This is a genomic window from Bacillus sp. 05T21, from assembly GCF_056396785.1.
The window spans coordinates 12,896-27,890 of sequence record NZ_JBFTMD010000008.1 but is presented as its reverse complement, the minus strand read 5'-3'; the positions used below and the strand labels follow the sequence as shown (position 1 = coordinate 27,890).

Annotated in this window: 22 protein-coding genes; 6 read left to right on the top strand and 16 right to left on the bottom strand. The window is 30.3% G+C overall.

Going from position 1 to position 14,995, the window contains the following annotated elements:
- Positions 1–63 precede the first annotated feature (63 nt).
- From AC1DKZ_RS16225 to AC1DKZ_RS16205, 5 genes are all read right to left on the bottom strand, one after another.
- The gene (locus AC1DKZ_RS16225; RefSeq protein WP_476996592.1) at positions 64–291 is read right to left on the bottom strand and encodes a hypothetical protein; all 228 of its coding nucleotides are present in this window, start codon (positions 289–291) and stop codon (positions 64–66) included.
- Positions 292–315: 24 nt separating this feature from the next.
- Positions 316–756: a hypothetical protein gene (locus tag AC1DKZ_RS16220; RefSeq protein WP_476996591.1), complete on the bottom strand. Its 441-nt coding sequence runs from the start codon at positions 754–756 to the stop codon at positions 316–318.
- Between the two features lie 122 nt (positions 757–878).
- A complete protein-coding gene (locus AC1DKZ_RS16215; RefSeq protein ID WP_476996590.1) occupies positions 879–1,286 on the bottom strand; it encodes a hypothetical protein in 408 nt (135 codons plus the stop codon).
- Between the two features lie 325 nt (positions 1,287–1,611).
- Positions 1,612–1,821, bottom strand: a complete 210-nt coding sequence (locus AC1DKZ_RS16210) for a hypothetical protein (protein ID WP_476996589.1) — start codon at positions 1,819–1,821, stop codon at positions 1,612–1,614.
- Positions 1,822–1,851: 30 nt separating this feature from the next.
- A complete protein-coding gene (locus tag AC1DKZ_RS16205; protein WP_476996588.1) occupies positions 1,852–2,154 on the bottom strand; it encodes a hypothetical protein in 303 nt (100 codons plus the stop codon).
- A 190-nt stretch (positions 2,155–2,344) separates the two neighbouring features.
- Between AC1DKZ_RS16205 and AC1DKZ_RS16200 the strand changes: the two genes are divergently transcribed.
- Together AC1DKZ_RS16200 and AC1DKZ_RS16195 are read left to right on the top strand one after the other, a co-directional pair.
- Positions 2,345–2,614 carry a ribbon-helix-helix domain-containing protein gene (locus tag AC1DKZ_RS16200; protein ID WP_476996587.1) on the top strand — a complete coding sequence of 90 codons (270 nt, stop codon included), beginning with the start codon at positions 2,345–2,347 and terminating at the stop codon, positions 2,612–2,614.
- A 183-nt stretch (positions 2,615–2,797) separates the two neighbouring features.
- A complete protein-coding gene (locus AC1DKZ_RS16195; protein WP_476996586.1) occupies positions 2,798–3,070 on the top strand; it encodes an HU family DNA-binding protein in 273 nt (90 codons plus the stop codon).
- A gap of 554 nt (positions 3,071–3,624) precedes the next feature.
- On the opposite strand, the gene AC1DKZ_RS16190 is transcribed toward AC1DKZ_RS16195, so the two are convergent.
- The 3 genes from AC1DKZ_RS16190 to AC1DKZ_RS16180 form a co-directional block, all read right to left on the bottom strand.
- Complete coding sequence (locus tag AC1DKZ_RS16190; protein ID WP_016097172.1) at positions 3,625–4,140, bottom strand: hypothetical protein; 516 nt, start codon at positions 4,138–4,140, stop codon at positions 3,625–3,627.
- 647 nt (positions 4,141–4,787) lie between these two features.
- Complete coding sequence (locus AC1DKZ_RS16185) at positions 4,788–4,988, bottom strand: hypothetical protein (RefSeq protein ID WP_215592039.1); 201 nt, start codon at positions 4,986–4,988, stop codon at positions 4,788–4,790.
- Positions 4,989–5,208: 220 nt separating this feature from the next.
- On the bottom strand, positions 5,209–6,450 hold the full coding sequence (locus AC1DKZ_RS16180; protein ID WP_215591722.1) for a hypothetical protein: 1,242 nt from the start codon (positions 6,448–6,450) through the stop codon (positions 5,209–5,211).
- 301 nt (positions 6,451–6,751) lie between these two features.
- On the opposite strand from AC1DKZ_RS16180, the gene AC1DKZ_RS16175 reads away from it, so the two are divergent.
- The 4 genes from AC1DKZ_RS16175 to AC1DKZ_RS16160 all read left to right on the top strand — a co-directional run bounded on the left by AC1DKZ_RS16175 (position 6,752) and on the right by AC1DKZ_RS16160 (position 10,338).
- Positions 6,752–7,594 carry a GIY-YIG nuclease family protein gene (locus AC1DKZ_RS16175; protein WP_215591720.1) on the top strand — a complete coding sequence of 281 codons (843 nt, stop codon included), beginning with the start codon at positions 6,752–6,754 and terminating at the stop codon, positions 7,592–7,594.
- A 556-nt stretch (positions 7,595–8,150) separates the two neighbouring features.
- Entirely contained in the window at positions 8,151–8,633 is a 483-nt protein-coding gene (locus AC1DKZ_RS16170; protein WP_427225588.1) for a thioredoxin family protein, read from the top strand.
- Positions 8,634–8,674: 41 nt separating this feature from the next.
- Positions 8,675–9,823 (top strand): DUF418 domain-containing protein, encoded by a 1,149-nt coding sequence (locus AC1DKZ_RS16165; RefSeq protein WP_476996585.1) that lies wholly within the window; start codon positions 8,675–8,677, stop codon positions 9,821–9,823.
- Between the two features lie 320 nt (positions 9,824–10,143).
- Positions 10,144–10,338, top strand: coding sequence for a hypothetical protein (locus AC1DKZ_RS16160; RefSeq protein WP_229178825.1), 195 nt, complete (start codon positions 10,144–10,146; stop codon positions 10,336–10,338).
- Between the two features lie 339 nt (positions 10,339–10,677).
- On the opposite strand, the gene AC1DKZ_RS16155 is transcribed toward AC1DKZ_RS16160, so the two are convergent.
- The 8 genes from AC1DKZ_RS16155 to AC1DKZ_RS16120 all read right to left on the bottom strand — a co-directional run bounded on the left by AC1DKZ_RS16155 (position 10,678) and on the right by AC1DKZ_RS16120 (position 14,991).
- A complete protein-coding gene (locus AC1DKZ_RS16155) occupies positions 10,678–11,181 on the bottom strand; it encodes a hypothetical protein (RefSeq protein WP_476996584.1) in 504 nt (167 codons plus the stop codon).
- 41 nt (positions 11,182–11,222) lie between these two features.
- A complete protein-coding gene (locus AC1DKZ_RS16150) occupies positions 11,223–11,756 on the bottom strand; it encodes a D-glycero-alpha-D-manno-heptose-1,7-bisphosphate 7-phosphatase (protein ID WP_198285770.1) in 534 nt (177 codons plus the stop codon).
- Positions 11,757–11,785: 29 nt separating this feature from the next.
- Positions 11,786–12,490 carry a lysostaphin resistance A-like protein gene (locus tag AC1DKZ_RS16145; RefSeq protein WP_476996583.1) on the bottom strand — a complete coding sequence of 235 codons (705 nt, stop codon included), beginning with the start codon at positions 12,488–12,490 and terminating at the stop codon, positions 11,786–11,788.
- Positions 12,491–12,539: 49 nt separating this feature from the next.
- Entirely contained in the window at positions 12,540–12,935 is a 396-nt protein-coding gene (locus tag AC1DKZ_RS16140; protein ID WP_476996582.1) for a hypothetical protein, read from the bottom strand.
- Between the two features lie 43 nt (positions 12,936–12,978).
- Positions 12,979–13,470 carry a hypothetical protein gene (locus AC1DKZ_RS16135; RefSeq protein WP_476996581.1) on the bottom strand — a complete coding sequence of 164 codons (492 nt, stop codon included), beginning with the start codon at positions 13,468–13,470 and terminating at the stop codon, positions 12,979–12,981.
- Between the two features lie 99 nt (positions 13,471–13,569).
- Complete coding sequence (locus AC1DKZ_RS16130; protein WP_002169762.1) at positions 13,570–13,869, bottom strand: DUF2325 domain-containing protein; 300 nt, start codon at positions 13,867–13,869, stop codon at positions 13,570–13,572.
- Positions 13,866–14,249 carry a hypothetical protein gene (locus tag AC1DKZ_RS16125; RefSeq protein WP_476996580.1) on the bottom strand — a complete coding sequence of 128 codons (384 nt, stop codon included), beginning with the start codon at positions 14,247–14,249 and terminating at the stop codon, positions 13,866–13,868. Before AC1DKZ_RS16125 ends, AC1DKZ_RS16130 begins: the two co-directional genes overlap by 4 nt.
- 166 nt (positions 14,250–14,415) lie before the next feature.
- Positions 14,416–14,991 (bottom strand): hypothetical protein, encoded by a 576-nt coding sequence (locus tag AC1DKZ_RS16120; protein WP_002139679.1) that lies wholly within the window; start codon positions 14,989–14,991, stop codon positions 14,416–14,418.
- Positions 14,992–14,995: the final 4 nt, after the last annotated feature.

Below are 14,995 nucleotides of genomic sequence, written 5' to 3'. Positions count from 1 at the left end.
ACCCTTTTATTTGTTTTTCTAAATCATTCAATTCTTTTAATAAATCTTCATGTTAGCTATAAATCACATATGAACAGATGGACTGAATGATGTATGCTTAGTATCATTTGCGTTTAATACTACAATTTTATCTACAAGATTAATAGCTTTATCCAACGAAACATTTTTTTCATAACATTTATAGCCTAGTTCCAAAGTTAAAACCGTAGCCTCACTTAACAGATATTGTTTTTGAATTTCATCAATTTCTTTCCCTGTTTTACGAAGATTTATATACTGTTCTATCGACATATTTTTATTCTCCTCTCACTACAATTATATATCTAAATTGCTATTATCATCTTTTATTTCGTTTTCTCTTTCTTTAGCTTCTAACATGAATTTAGCGTAAATCATTATCTTTTCTAGTTCATCTTTCGTCGCGTTATAATCTGTGATATAACGTTCTTTTCTTCCTGGACTCATATATTTATTTTTTTTCATTTCGTTTATTGTTTCTATATTTAAAATTTTTTCTTTTCCTTTTAGCTCATGTATGAGTTTTAAATTTATAGCTAGACCTATGCTCCAAAGAGTCAAACCGATAATGAAAGAAAGTAATAGATGTATTGAAAGAGAATTATCAATGATCATGAAATAGAGAAAATAAATTATTGCGATTACCCACAAAAATGGATTGTAGTATCTTTGTATATTTTTGTATTTATGTATTTTTATTTCGTGTTTCTTTTTTCTCATTTCAAGAGTCTCTAACATGTATAAGCTCCTTTTAAATAGTTAACACCGGTCCAGTTTGCCAGATGTTGAGTTTATATGCATTAACTTTTCATTCTGTTTCCTTAATATTAATTGTGATTTGCCTGCTCAGAATTACCTTCTTAGTTTATTGTGGATGCAATTTGCTTGAATTCCTTAAAACCTATAACCCTATCATTTGGATCATATGCGTAAGCTAATTTATAAATCCCTGTGTTCGTTGTTACTTTGTAATATTCCGTTTTTGAAACTGGTTCTATTAAAATATCTGTAATAGGTAATTTGAGCTTCTCTGCTAGCAGTTCCTCTTGTTTCTTTTCGTTGTAGGCTATCCTTTCATATTTTTTTTTAACCGATTGATCCTGTTCAATTGTTTGAAAGTAGCCGCCTACCCCTAATCCTATAAAACTTACTACCATTACAACTGTTGCAGTTATTTTTACAACATTTGAAGGAACAGTGCCGATAATAACAAGTGAAAACATAACTAGAATAATTAATATAAACATTATGTATGGTAAAGCTGTCAATTTATCCTAAATCCTTTCGAAAAAAAGTTTTTTTATTACATAATTCTTATCTAAAATTAAAACTCTTTAGATGCCACATTTTATACTGCTATTTTTGATTAGTGATTGTTGCAAATTTAGCAAAAAAGCTATTCGCAAATTCATGTGAAAAATATATTGCGCCATAAGCTAATACTAGGACACCTACAGAAACACAAATTAATACAATTTGTCCTTCCTATAACTATTTTATTTGCACAAAACAACAACATGATCTGATTCAATAACAGATAAACTGTAATTGGACAAAGAAGTAAAACAATAATTTCAAATATAATTAAGTTCTTTAATCTTTTCCAGCATCACTACTGCTTGTAATCGATGAAAACAAAGCAACATTCATCGCATTCTTATTACTGCTAGAAGAACCTCTATAAGTTGATTTACCAAAAACCATTCGTTTCATTAATATCAAAGTAATTAATAATGTAGATACACAACCCACTATCCATAAACAAGACCAAAATAAATTAATCAAATCATTAAAATTATTCATTTAAATCCCCCTAAATTAATTAGTTTATGTTCATATTCTAATTGCTTTAAAAATAGCTATCAGCAAGAAAAAACCTAATAAGTATAAAATTATTATATTCAATGAGGTCCCTGTGTATTGTCCAATTATTGCAGTCAAGTTATTATAAGCAGGCTCAAATTTATCTTTAAACATAAGTAAAATTCCTGAACAAATCAAACAAATAATTGCTCCAGTTAATCTGATTATGTCTGGAGCATAAAACTGCTTAGTTATTAGCCGAAGAACAATAATCGTTGCTAGGGTAACTATAGAAAAGATAAAGATTGATATGATAAGAGTTAAAAATCCCATCGTGGTAACACCCCCCTTTTGTTTAATCATTGTTCACATACGATAAAGAAACTTTATATATTGATTATATAATAAGCATAGGAATTAAACAACAATAAACTTCATGAAGTTTATTGTTGTTTAATTAAATTGATAGAAACTCAATAGTAATGCTATTATATAAATATGAAAAAGTTAAAGGGTGTTCAATATGACTAAAAAGAAACAGTATAAAGTGGTTAATAGAAAACAATTTTCTACAACATTAGCCAATGATTTGAATGAAAAATTAGAAAAACTTAAAGAGGATACAAATATACCTAAAACAAGACTATTAGACCAGGCAGTTTCACTATTATTACTCTTTCAGTCTAATTCTACTAATGCTTTCATTAGTGAAATGAATGAATTAAAAGAGCAAAAAGGATTAAATAGTAGTGATTTGACAGATTATATTTTAAATAATCTTAAGAAAGAATAGGGATTAGCTACAGAGGATAGTCTAAATTGTGTATCTATTTCCTTTTTAATTGCAATTTACTACTATCACACAGGAATTGTTCCCTAGCACATTCTAGGGCTTTTTCTATCCATATTATTAATTGCATCAAGGTACTAAGCAAGTTATAATAGTCACCTAATTACATATAAAGAGGTGCAGGAAATGAATAAGACAGAATTAACAAAAGTAGTAGCAGAAAAAGCAGAACTTACACAAAAAGATGCAGCTGCAGCAACACAAGCTGTATTAGATGCAATAACAACTGCGCTAGCAAATGAAGAGAAAGTACAGATTCTTGGATTTGGTACATTTGAAGTACGTGAAAGATCTGCACGTACAGGACGTAACCCACAAACAGGTGAAGAAATGCAAATCGCTGCTTCAAAAGCACCTGCTTTTAAGGCTGGAAAAGAATTAAAAGAGGCAGTGAAATAATTACATATAGTGAAAAGGGTTTGATATTCATATCAGACCCTTTTTCAATAGCCTTTTTGTTCATAAAACAAAAAAGTATCATCCAAAATATATATCGGATGATACCCCTTCATTTTTAAACATATTATTTCTAAATACACATCATGCAAAATTTATATAAATAATATAGATTCCCCAAAGAATGTAACCAACTTGTGTTATTATAAACATTGTAAGTTCGAAACCAGTGAGCTTTCTTTCTCTTTTTATTTTTCGCAAATACAGATAAAAACTAAAAGTAGATAAAAACATTAATAATATAGAAGCATTATATATATTTTCTATAATAGTAATAACTGATCAACTCCTCAACTGTAAATTTATTGGTATAGAATAAGCATATCATATGAAAGTTTAACTTACTTCAAATCCACTTTTTTTCAACAAAATATACTTAATATTTTCATATTTAACAAATATACTTGATTAAAAAGATAAAAGAATCTCTTTTGCATTAATAGATGCACAAAAGAGATTCTTATTTTAGTAAATTTACTTATAAGATATCAGGCTAATTATTCATGAGGATTAGGTGAAATAGATGCCGGAGCTGGTCCGCAAGTTACTGCAAAACCAAATAGTACCACTGGGTTTACGGACAAGCCAAGCAATGAAAGCACTCCCAAGGCTCCCCAGTAATCTTCCTTTTTGAGATACGATTTTATTTGATTAAAATATGACTTGCCAATACCTAATGCATCCTGCCAACATCTTTCCCAAACATTACTTGAATAAACATTAGATGGCATTTCATCATCATTCATTACATAAACACCAGCAATAATAGCTGCTTTTTCTTCATTATTATATGAAGATTTCGCTAGTTCTTCTTTATTAAGAACGTACTTACCTGTTTCCTCATTTTTTACCATAAGTACTGAAAAAATATATTCTAGTTCTTTAACTTGAGCTTCTAACTCCTCAGGTGTAGCCTTATATTGTTTTCCATCTTCAATAGTTGCAGCTGAAGCGAGCGTTGGGACAAAAACTAGAGTTAGAGCCATTAACATAAACATCATTTTCTTTAACATAGTGAATTAACCTCCAAAATTTAATTTTTTCTGCTTCTCCCAAAACTATAAACTTACTATAGAAAGTTTCAAATTTCATCTAAATCATTTACATGTACCACCCTCTATTTCCAATATTTATAACAATAGTAATACAACCCACTATAAATGTATATATTTTACAATCAATTCATCTATTACAATCATTTGAATTTCGATATATAACTATAAAAAAAACTACTATGTATACATAGTAGTCTATTTGTTTAAAATTATACTAACTTAGTTTTAAATATAGAAAAATATATTTTCCTAATAATATGTGAGACGAATCTACTAATGTAATTAAATCTTAATATATGTAAAATTACATTTATAAATACTTACATTAATGTTATACTAGGATTAACCAAGAGGTATCCAACAAATTATGATTAATCACTACATTTTCTTTCATAGCATGTCAACGTAAAAAAGACACTTTCTATAGTGTCTTTTTTTACGTTTCGAGATGAATACATTGACTACATACTCATATTTGGCGAGTTTTTACGGATGTCTCCTGTGAGCTGGTCCATTTTTTCCCTTTTCATTTCTCCTACTTTTGTTTCTCCAATAGTATTAACTCAGAATATTGTTATAAAAATCTCTTTTTTGAAATGGTACCCTTATGTTAGCTTTTTACAATCTAAAATAAAGTCAATATCCTCACAAGTAGTATCCTCATTGTAAACACGTTCAATCACTTCAGCTGCATACTCTTTATCTTCATATGTTTCTGCTAATCTCTTTATATAGTTTTTTATAATTTGTATTGCTTCTTCCTGGTCTAGATTATTTTTCATCAATTCAGGGTTGAAATATCCCAATTCGTACACTCCTTTTCATTAATGTAATGATGATTTCTCTCTCTCTTTTCTCGCATATATACTGCAAATTGCATTACTTCTTCTTTCGCAAATTACTCCCCTTCTGTTGCTCCTTGTTTAGCCGCTCCAATAAACACTAGTCTAGTTGCATATCTTATAAGAAGTCTTCTCAAAACGGGGTGCTGCCAACACTCCCCCCCCCAAGATAAGCGATGGATTACTAAACTGCTTTTTCAATAGATTGAACAATATAATCGCACACAAACCCATCTACGCTTTGTTCTAAATTAAATTTCATATTTAAAGCTCTGCTAATTTCATCAATAAACATTGCTAAATAACCGATATCCGTAGAGTCATTCCTGTCTTTTGTATTAAAATATGGAGCGATATTAGTGAATAATTTTTCGCATTCTAGATAATTCTTTTTATCAAAATTTGGAGTGTAATCTGAAAAAATTTGCATTATGTCCAAGTCAGGTAACTCATCACCGGGGATATTTGCATCTAGATAGTTCTCCCAATAGTTTGTCATAACGTTAACTATGCGCTTATAAATAAGATTCTGTGCTTTTAAAGAGATATCTGAACTGTTTTTTGTATATTCCATTAATCTTTTTAAGCCAAACCCATTCCAATGCTCAATTCCACCCTCAATAATATACCCACCTCTTAAATCTTTAGATACTAACTCAGCTATCTTATCGAAGTTAATTTTATTATTTTCTTTGTCTATTATTACTTCGATAGGAGGAAATTTACGAGGGGTTTTAACTGATTTTACTTGGCCAGCACTAGTTATAAAATACTCAATTTGTGCCATCACAATATTTCGGATTTGTTCTGCTTTTAAATATATTCTTTGGTCAAGATAGCTTTCGTTTTGTATGTGATGATCAACTGTCGATAAATTGTCCTTTTTAGATTTGTCATGTTTATCACTCGTTATTACCAAACAATAATCCATTTCAGCTAAGCTTTCATTGTTGAAATAACTAAGTTGAGTAAATGAATCATTTTCTTTGTTACCAAAAATTTTCCAAAGTTGACTATCTTTATAACCCTTTAACTCTAGAGATTCAATTTTTGTAAGCTGCTCTCCTGAATGAACAATAAGTGTTCTGATATCTAAAAGAATATTAAATTCATCAAGAATTTTATATTCTTTTAGATCCCATAATCTTTTTAGATATTTCATTGCATTATTTAGTCGATATAGATTGTTAACAAAATGATCCGCTTGCATGTCTGGAATGCCTGATTGATTTCCTATACCTAAAAACCCATTGTCTAATTGGTCAAAATACTCAATACATCCTCGAATAATCCAAACCAGAGGAGCTTCTGAATTATGAAAAGTAGTTTCAGTTTGATGATTTTCTTGATACTCATTAAATTTATCTTTTAGATCTTTTGCCGTGATATTAAATTCCGTTGAAAGTTTAACAATAATTGGCTCCATTAAATTACTCCATTCATCTAAGATAATTAGTAGTTTTATTATATCATTTAGGCTTTTAAGACCTTATTAAGCACCTTTTATAATTTGTACTTTCTATTATAAAAAAATGTTAGCATTAATGCCTTTAAGGTGAACAATATATGTAAATTTTGTTTTGCATATTCTAAACCCTTCTACAATGATTTTATATTAATACAGATAAGTAAAGCAGCAATTGATTATAGCAAATATATTTGCATGGAATATATAATTAGGTGTGAAATAGCTGTTTTATATAAAAATACATAAAAGGAGAAATATTATGGTTCGATTCTACCTATCTGATTTATTGAAGCGATGTAATTATGACTTAAGTAGGACTTTATTAATAAGACACTCCACAAATCATGAACGCTTTGTAAAGGCTTATGGTGAAGGCTCTCTGCGCGAATACACCCAACATCAAGACCCAGGCTTCTTTGATAAATACGATATAGTTATAGTGTTTTCTGCCGACAAAAGTACAACAGCGAGATACTTGAAATCATATGAAGTAAAGCATGGTGAAACATATCATCTATCGAAAGATTGCGCTAAATTCTTATTAAAACCCTATAATAAGAACATTATGCATCCTTTGTTTGAGATAAATAACGATCCATTGTGTGAGTATGAGAACAAGCTATTTATAGATTGGGGAAAAGGTATAAGGTATTGGCAAAAGGCTACCAATGAGAAACCCATTACACAACTAGCTGATACAAACCAATACAACTTTCCTGGATTTGAAAATGTGTCGTTGATGTACAATGGATTAAAGGAAATGGTTACTAATGGTGATACATATAAGGATTGGCACATAGCTTTAAGTTCGATTAATGCTATATATGCAATAACAGACTGTTCTAACGGAAAACTTTATATAGGTTCTTCATACAATAAGAATGGATTACTTGGGAGATGGAAAGAGTATGTCCATACGATACATGGAGGGAACAACAAACTTATACGTAAACATAATCAGGACGCCAAGGCTCATTTACATTTCCATTACTCTATACTAAAAGTGCTACCTAAAGATATTACACCGTTAGAAGCAGTTGAAGTTGAGAAAAGATATAAAGATAAGCTACAAACCATTAAGTATGGTTACAATGAAAACTAGTGCTTAATGTAGGTTTAAAAGTATGTTCAATATAATAGAAAGGGTGAAAACAAATGAAAGAATATAAAAAGTATTAATATAGAAAGTGCAGCAACATCTTATATTGATACTTTTTATATTAAGGGGTTCCGCCACATCGCTATTAAGCTAAAAATTAGTTCACTCCAAAAACGAATTTTTGTACTAACTTCTTTAATTAACTACCTTTAGAGAAAAGAGTTTGTGTTTATAAGGTACTTCAAACCCTTAGCTTGGATGATGCGTCGAGCCCCTTTAATATAATTAGGATTAAACAAAAAAGAAAGCCCCCTATTACTTCTTTTTTGTTATTCAATTAACATTCGGTACGTGAAATTTAAAATATATCATATTATTTTTTTTGGTTTTATTACCTAAAATTTATATAGTATTTTATACGGATTATATGTTAATATATAAGTAGAAAATTTGTTATCCATTGTTTATACTCTATTGTACGTAGCGTGAAGGACAAACCTTACGCCCAGTTAACTCGGGCGAGGTTTGTCCTTTTTTTTATTTTAAGGAGGAATTTACTATGAAAAAAGTTTACAAAATTGGAGCAATTGTCACCACATTATGCGTTGCTTGTATCGCAATCTTTACTTTAACTAAGAATGAATCAGTCAAAACAGAAACTGTAACACCAGAAAAAGCAATTGTATCTGCTGCAGATGCAGAAAGAGCACCAAAAAATATAAAAGATATTTCAAAAGAAGAATTGAAGCAAAAAATAGAATCCCATGAAGAGTTTATTGCCTATTACTATCAACCAACCTGTCATTATTGCAAAAAGGCTACACCGGATATCAATAGTATGTCAAAAAAACATGATAGAACGATCTATCGTATTGATATTTCTACACCAGAAAATCAAAGTGCATTTCAAGAGTTTGATATCCCTGGCACTCCAGTTGTTGCAGCTTATAACAGAGGAGAAGAGGTTGAACGGCTAGAAGGCGCAGTGTCAGCTGCTACATATGATGGATTCTTTGCAAGACGTAATTCGAGCGCTAGCTAGTATAGTGCTCGTTTTTCTTTTATTAAGAAAGGAGAATTAACATGCAACAAAACGCTCGTATTCATTCTTTAGACGTAATAAGAGGTATAGCCATACTATGTATCCTATTTGCTAATCTACCTACTATGACGGGACTAGATCCCTTTAATCAAGCAGGTTACTCCGGTACAGATAAAGTGATTCGTTTTTTAGTAGATTTGTTTATTCAATCAAAGTTCTATACTATTTTTGCATTCTTATTTGGGATAGGATTTTATATCTTTATGAAAAATACAGAAGCAAGAGGCTATCCTATATATAGGTTATTTTGCCGTAGATTGTGTATCTTACTACTCTTCGGCTTACTCCACTTCATCTTTCTATGGTATGGAGATATTCTACATGCATATGCTTTAGCTGGATTTATCCTATTGTTCTTCTATAAGAGATCTACTAAGCTTATTTTTATAGCCGGTTGTAGTTTTTTACTTGCTAGTTATCTACTACGTGTTATTTTATTTTTACAAGCAAGCCCTTCTATTCCTGAAGAGGTACCAAATTACTATCAATACATGTTTACAGGCAACACCACTAATCAAACAGTGAATCTATTTACGTATTATTTAAATCAAGTAAAAGCTCGTTTGTTCTTTTTAATGACACAAGAATTTCAGCAACTACTAATTGGAATCCCAGAATATATTGGCTTATTTTTAATAGGCTTATGGGCTGGCAAGAAAAATATTTTCAAACGTGTATCGGAACTTGAAAAGAAAATTAAAGTCTTACAGTGGAGCTCACTATTTATTTCATGCTTACTCTCTCTGCCTATTATCTATTATTTTATAGAAACTGATGTTTATTACGCTAGCCATATCCAATTATGGATTCTTTTTGGGGGGAAAACGCTAGCTATATTCTATATTTGTTCCCTACTTTTAATTTGCGAGAAGAAAGGAAATATAAAGTGGCTGCACCCCTTTATGAACGTAGGCAAATATGCTTTAACTAATTACATCACCCAAAGCATACTAACGCTTGTCATTCTTTCGTGGTACTTTATAGATATCTCACACGTATATTACTGGCAACTATGTATCTTCGGAATTTTTATTAGCTTCGTACAAATTATATTCAGTAAGATTTGGAGTAAACACTTCCGCTATGGTCCTATTGAATGGGTATGGAGAAAAGGAATTTACAAGGGATAACCTATTTTTACTAATTAGATGCCATTAACTGAAAAATGTGATAAAATATTATATGAAAGATTAAGGATATATTTGTGGTTTTAAAATGATGTTATTAAAATTTATGTGGTTCAAGTCAGAGGAAGACACCTTAGGGTGTCTTTTCTTTATAGAATTTATGATTTACCCCTATAACGAATTGTAAGTATGAATCTGCTGCCTTATTATCCTGTAAAAGAAAAAATAAGTTAAATTCGCATAGATATATATCTTATAGTTAATTACATACACCACTCCATGATATAATTATATCTATATATTCTACTTGAAGGGTGATAATGATGAATTCATACACAAATAAGCAAAAAACAGTATCCCTTATAATAGCTTCGTTTATCTTTTTCAGTTTTGTATTAACTGGTATATACAATTTTAAACAACCAAATTTCTTTTACGTAAATTTAGGAGGTTTAGCCCTCAACAGTTTCATGTTATTTGTAGCAGCTAAAGCATTAATGAAACAAATTAAAAACTAAGTATATACAACGATAAAATAAATTTAAACTTATTTGAGGTATCGCCACATCACGATCAAGCTAATAAAATTGACTTGGAGGATTCAACATGAATAATCTAAAAAACTTCTTAAATGAGAATCTTTTCATTAAATATTCTCTATATATAATATTGGGAGCTGGATTAATAAGAACAGGTTATGAATTTGGCTATTTCATTACAAACTTTATGTTGTAAAACAATAAGAGGTTCAGCCCAGATACGTATAAAAACGGGACATATACTAGGATTTACTTCCATGATATGACCCATTTATTTTTATACAGGCATAGCCTCTTCTAAGGATTAGAAATTTAATCCTATTTAAATGTCATATGTGCAAGCACCACATTTGTATCTACTGGAATTTCAACTATTTCTTCATCTATGACAAAGGATACCATACCGCCATCTAAATTAATTACTTCTTGAGTATGTCGATGGTCTTCATTTAAAACCGTTGATAGATAAATAGTATTCTGATAAGCAAATAAATCCGTCGTTAAATCTTTTGTGCTTATGTATAAAGCCCCTACTTTTTCGCAGTCATCGTATTGAAAAAATTTTGAAATATATTTTAAAACTTCTTTTAATCTGGTTGAGTTATTTTGCAGTTTTAAAAATGATTTTTCTTCAATCACTATTGAAATGTCTATTATTATCTTTCTTTCTGCTATAATGAACGCTAGTTTTTCCTCTGAAGATTTCACCCTCATGAATTTAGATAGTTTATTAAAAAACTTATCTACAATTTTATAAAATTTTTGTTCTGTTACTTTGTCTTGATCCAATTTTACCTCTAAATTTAATCTATAAAAATCCATAATACCCTCCGAATTTTGAATAATAATTATACTTGAAAAAATTATATAATATTTTCAAGTGCTATATTGAGTAAAGAACTAAATTTCATATCTGCATGCGTTTCTTCTAAATCATCAGCAATTCGAATTGTTCTTGTTCCAGCCTTTTTCCCTGCACAAATATCCGTTTCCTGATCACCAATCATATAACTACTTACTAAATCTATATCGTATTTTTGAGCTAACTGCAGTAACATACCAGCCTCCGGTTTTCTACACGTACATCCATCTTTCGGACGATGTACACAGGCAGCAAATTCATGTATATGAGCATCGGGGTTTTCATTAATTAATTTTTCTTTCATATGTCTATGTATTTCTAGAAGCTCATTCTGAGTCATATAGCCCAAACTGACGCCAGCTTGATTCGTCGTGACTAGTACCATATATCCTTTTCTATTAAATGTAGCAATCGCTTCTGCTACACCAGGTAGCAGATAAATATCTTCTGGCTTATTTACGAAATCAACACGATTTGAAAGTATTTCATTAATGACTCCATCACGATCTAAAAATATCGCCTTCTTTTTCACAATGTTTCTCTCTCCTTACATATATATTTTCACTAAAAGAGCTGAAGTGTAACAACAATTAAATTCATACTTGCGTGAACACAGAACGATACCATTAATCTATTAGTACGTACATATACCGTTGCAAGTACAAGTCCAATTAGAAAATACCCAAATATAAAGGGAAAATCAAAATGCATGATAGAAAAAAATAATGAACTAATTATTATACTCCATATTTTATTAAATTTATGGATTAATATATTTATGGCCGCATAACGGAATACAAGTTCCTCAACTAGCGGAGCAAGAATTACAATTGATACAAGAGCAAGAGGAGATATGGCTGCAGATTCAATATTACTTGATGTATTTACTGAGTGTGTAGTTAATTGAAATATATTTTTATCCAAAATACTACCAATTGTCTGTGCTAAAAATACTGCAACTATCCCTACTAAAATCCAACCGAATGTTACTCTTGAAAATTTAATCGATAACTTTGAATCATTCATCGCTTCTTTCTTATATATAAGAAAAATGAATATTGATATGAGTGAAAACCCTATTAGTTCCCAATGAACAAGTAGTTGCTGAATTGCTTGCTGTTGATTTCCCTTAATATCATACCAACCTGTCTTTGCTAGCAATTGTACTCCTATAATCCCAACAAATTGAGTCATTATAAAATATATGAGTATAACATAACCTGATTTATGTAAATTACTATGATTCATTTTATTATATTCACCTTTCATTTATCACCATATATTATCTTATCTAAATTTTAAATCCAAATAGTATTATCTACTCTTCTTTACGAATTTTATATATACCTGTAGGTTTATACATTACAAGATCCTCTTCACTATTGATAACTTTTTTTGTTTCAAAGTAGATACGGTATTCTTCCCCATCTTTTTTAATTTCTGATACTAAATCTTTAGTTATCCAGTAATTTCGATTCAGCAGATCTCCTGGTACAACAGTCATTCGAAAATGTTTATTATCTATATTAAATTCTTTAGCAACCATTTCCTCTGCAGTTTTCACATTACTTCTGCTTTGTTCTATTCTTATATTATGATTATTTTTTTGTATCTCTCTAAATTCCCCAGCAAATTTAGCACCTATAGCGACTAATACAACTATACCAATAAATAAAAAGAATGCTTTTGCATTGAACTCTTCAATAAAATCCATAACATCAAATCCTTTCACTTCTTACTTAAACAATATCATTTTATTATTGTTTTACGGTAAGTAATCCCCCTTCTGGATTTAATAAAGGTTTTAATACAACTCCACCATCTATTATTTGATTTCGAACTACTTTTAAATATTGAACCTTTGTTTCTTCATCAGTGATAATAAAAGTACGTTCATCTAATTTTTGTGTAGAAAAACGATTATCTTTTACTTCGTCACCTAAAAATGGTTTTCCATTCGCTTGATACAAAGGTACAATGTCTAATCCGCCATCTATTTGTTGATTCCGAATTACTTTTAAATATTGAACTTTTGTTTGTTTATCAATTAAAACAAGTGTATGGCTATCAAGCTCTATTGCCTTAAATCTTGAATTTGAATAATCGCTTTCTTTTGGTAATTGTGATTTAGTCCCAACAGAATTTTGTACTGTAGATTCTTTATTAGATATGTTAAAACTAGTACATCCTCCTACCATAGAAAGTGCTATAACACATGACAATTTCATGATAAATTTTCTATTTTTCATTAAACAACCCCCTTTTGAACAGTTTTCATGGTAACATTTATAATTTTTATATAAGGATTATATGATTATATAATCAAAATAAATTCCCTACTACCTAATTTATGCTGCTTGCAAATGCTTTAACCCAATCTCTAACGCACCTGTTCCTCCAAAACCCTGATTAAATAAAAGTGGGACATCATACTTCTTTGCGTATTCTTTTGCTACATCAATAGAGACATGTCCACATGCACCTTTCTGCACTACAATAACATCACATTTTTTAATGACACTACGAAAAGTCTTCTTTACGCCACCATGATTCTTTCCGTCATGAAAAATCACCTGACAATCTCTTTTTTTCGCTAGTTTTTCTAACGTCCTACCATTTGATCCACCTAATACTAGAATTGTATTCATTCCCACTCACTCTCCTTATTTTTCTTTTTTGTGTATGTACTTGGTGTTGTTAACAATACAAGCGTACAAACTACAATATTCATGATTATTAAACTTACTATTAATACAATTGCGAAAATAGGTAACAACAGCATAAAAATAAAAGCACTTACGACCAAGCATACAAAGATGAACCCATTACTCATGTCTTCATAACCTTCTAACCCTTGCACTATATTTAAACTATGCATCCAAACCGTGATACTGTCCCAATGTTCTACTAATAGATATCCTCCACCCAAAAACAAAGCCCATCCGAATAATGTCCCTAAAAATCCTGATCCCCTTCCAGAAGAATATCCCGCAAAAAAGTTTGCTGCTGTTCCAAATAACATTCTCATTTTTTCTTTCCTCCCTATCTATTTCAAATCAGTTATATATATAGATTTCATTTAGCTATGGTTTTATTATATCAGAAAATTATGAATATTCAATAAATATTTTTAGGGTACTCTTTATTTTTTTAGAAAGGGTTGTGTTTTTTCTTCCACAACCCTCATTTTCCACTTAATCCACTGGTACTTCTTCTTGCCCGTGCGGAATTTGTTCAATTGGTGTTACAATTTGTGCATATTGATTGACTTGCACTTTAAATTGACGTGGTTCAAGGAAATTCACTTGTTGAATTTGAACTTCAATATGGTACGTATCTACTTTTTTTCCGCGTTCAATTTTTGTAATACGAGCATTATAGAATTTATCTCCATGCAGGAAATATCGTTGTACAGCTTCTGTAGCAAGCATGCGCTCATTACTTGTCATTTTCATTGGCTCAATACCAAATCCAGCCTTTGTAAACAAATATGGCACATCATAACTGCTGGAAGATATTTTTCGTAGTAAGTCTTCTACTGTTTTTGTTTTCGCGATATATTCCTCTTCTTTTGTATCAAATCCCTTTGGCTTATCTCCAAGCATCTCTATTTCATCTTGATTTACTTGTTCTTCCTCTTGTACTTGTGATTTCATCATGTAACGATGAATGGTATTATAGGTAGCTACACCTAGCACTAAAACTATGACCCCCAATACCACCAAGTACTTACGAGGCATATTGGACAAAGTATTAATTACTTTCTTCATCTTC